The organism is Peribacillus sp. P4_C12 (assembly GCF_056402095.1).
Map to the genome: position 1 here is coordinate 1 of NZ_JBFUIB010000651.1, position 1,777 is coordinate 1,777.

Here is a 1,777-nt window from a genome sequence, read left to right on the forward strand (position 1 = left end):
ATCGTATAAGGATAAAGTATGTACTATGGGTTTTCCTAAAATTAAAAACTCGCTGACAATGCTATTTATYCGTTCAATTTCTTTCATGATGACAGAATAATAAAACTGGTCTTGTTCTTCAGGGTGTTTTTCAACAAGTAATTGGACTAGTCCCTTAATGCCGGTGAGGGGATTTTTTATTTCATGTGCAGTACTAGCCGCCAGTGTACCGACAAAATCAATTTTCTGCATTTCGTTTAATTGCTTTTGTTTTTTCTTCTCTCTACGAACGATTTGTTCCTCCACAACTGTATATATCATGTGAGTAATAAAGAATGTGAAAAAGACAAAAATTAAAAAAACATTCATGTTGATGGTGTTAAGCTGGTCGGGCATTTTAACGGAAAAAGTCCAATCTACTTCAGTCAAAGGAACATTCACCCATGTTGAATTTCCAGTAACTCCTTCGGCATTTATCTCCAGAATGCGAGTTTTATTGCTCGTTTCTAGTTTCACCGATTGATTAGGGATAAGCATTTTTAAACCATTTTCTATATAATCCAACCTAATATGTGCTAATAAAAAACCTTGAACCTTTTTGTCTTTATCCAAAATAGGGGCGAAAATGGTAAAATAATTAAAACTCGAGTTATTTAGCTCCCTCTTCCCAACAACAACGGCTTTTTGGGTTTCAACTGCCTTGTCTATATCATCCTGTTCAATTAAAAAGTAATGGAGGAAATCCTTATTTGTCCCTGAAATAGAAATGCCATCTTGATTTAGCCAATATACTCCTGCGTACCTCGGATCTGTATCTTTAATCCAGTTCATAAGGAGTTTTGTTTTTTTATCCTCCATATATAGAACAGAACTGCTAAGACTAAGCAGTTCCAGATTTTCTTTCGTTTCACTGATAACTTCGTCTATGTATTCTTGACAAACTGATCCAACCCATTCAGCTTGATCTTGTCGCTCTTTATGGATGGATTGTTCTAAGTACATCCAAAAAATGATAGATAGAATAATTAATGGTAAAATAACAATAAGCAGATATGTGGTAAATTTATGCCTAGTTTTCATGATTGTCACTACTTTAACTTTTTTTTCTAGTATATCAAACTGTATGATTAAACAATAGTACATACTGATTAGTCAAATTGACAAAGAAGCCGTAATGTCATATAATAACTTTTAATTCAAGATATTTTAATTAAAAATTTTAAGGTTGTGAAGTTATGGAGAATAATAACATCCAACAGTCTTTAAAGCTGTTTATTGTGATGTCGAGAGCTCATCGGTCCATTAATGATGTTGTAAATAAACATATAGCTGAAGAGGGTTTGAATCCAACAGAGTTTGCAGTACTAGAATTGCTTTATCATAAAGGTGATCAACCTCTTCAGCAAATAGGTGGAAAAATCCTGCTCGCGAGCGGTAGTATAACATATGTCGTGGATAAGCTCGAACAAAAGGAATATCTACAGCGGATAGCATGTAAAGAAGACCGCCGTGTAACTTTTGCCAAAATAACGGATAAGGGAAAGGCCTTTATTGAAGGAGTATTTCCTGAGCATGAAAAAAGAATCGACGATATCATGAGTGTTCTTACAAAAGAGGAAAAGGCTACCGTGATAGAATTACTAAAAAAAATTGGTTATTCCGCTCAAAAGTAGCTTATTAAACCAGCACCTTTAATTAATAAATTAGGTGCTGGTTTTTTTTTCGTCGTTTTATCGATTTTCTCGCACAAATAAACCTGTGGGTTTACCTGGTTTGGTTAGCACATACAAGGTGGAAC

At 34.2% G+C, this 1,777-nt stretch carries 2 protein-coding genes; one reads left to right on the plus strand and one right to left on the minus strand.

Going from position 1 to position 1,777, the window contains the following annotated elements; translation table 11 throughout:
- On the minus strand, positions 1 to 1,122 hold a 1,122-nt coding region (locus tag AC1DUW_RS27635), incomplete at its 3' end, for a histidine kinase dimerization/phospho-acceptor domain-containing protein (RefSeq protein WP_477644028.1).
- A gap of 92 nt (positions 1,123 to 1,214) precedes the next feature.
- Between AC1DUW_RS27635 and AC1DUW_RS27640 the strand changes: the two genes are divergently transcribed.
- On the plus strand, positions 1,215 to 1,652 hold the full coding sequence (locus tag AC1DUW_RS27640; RefSeq protein ID WP_053345129.1) for a MarR family winged helix-turn-helix transcriptional regulator: 438 nt from the start codon (positions 1,215 to 1,217) through the stop codon (positions 1,650 to 1,652).
- Positions 1,653 to 1,777 lie beyond the last annotated feature (125 nt).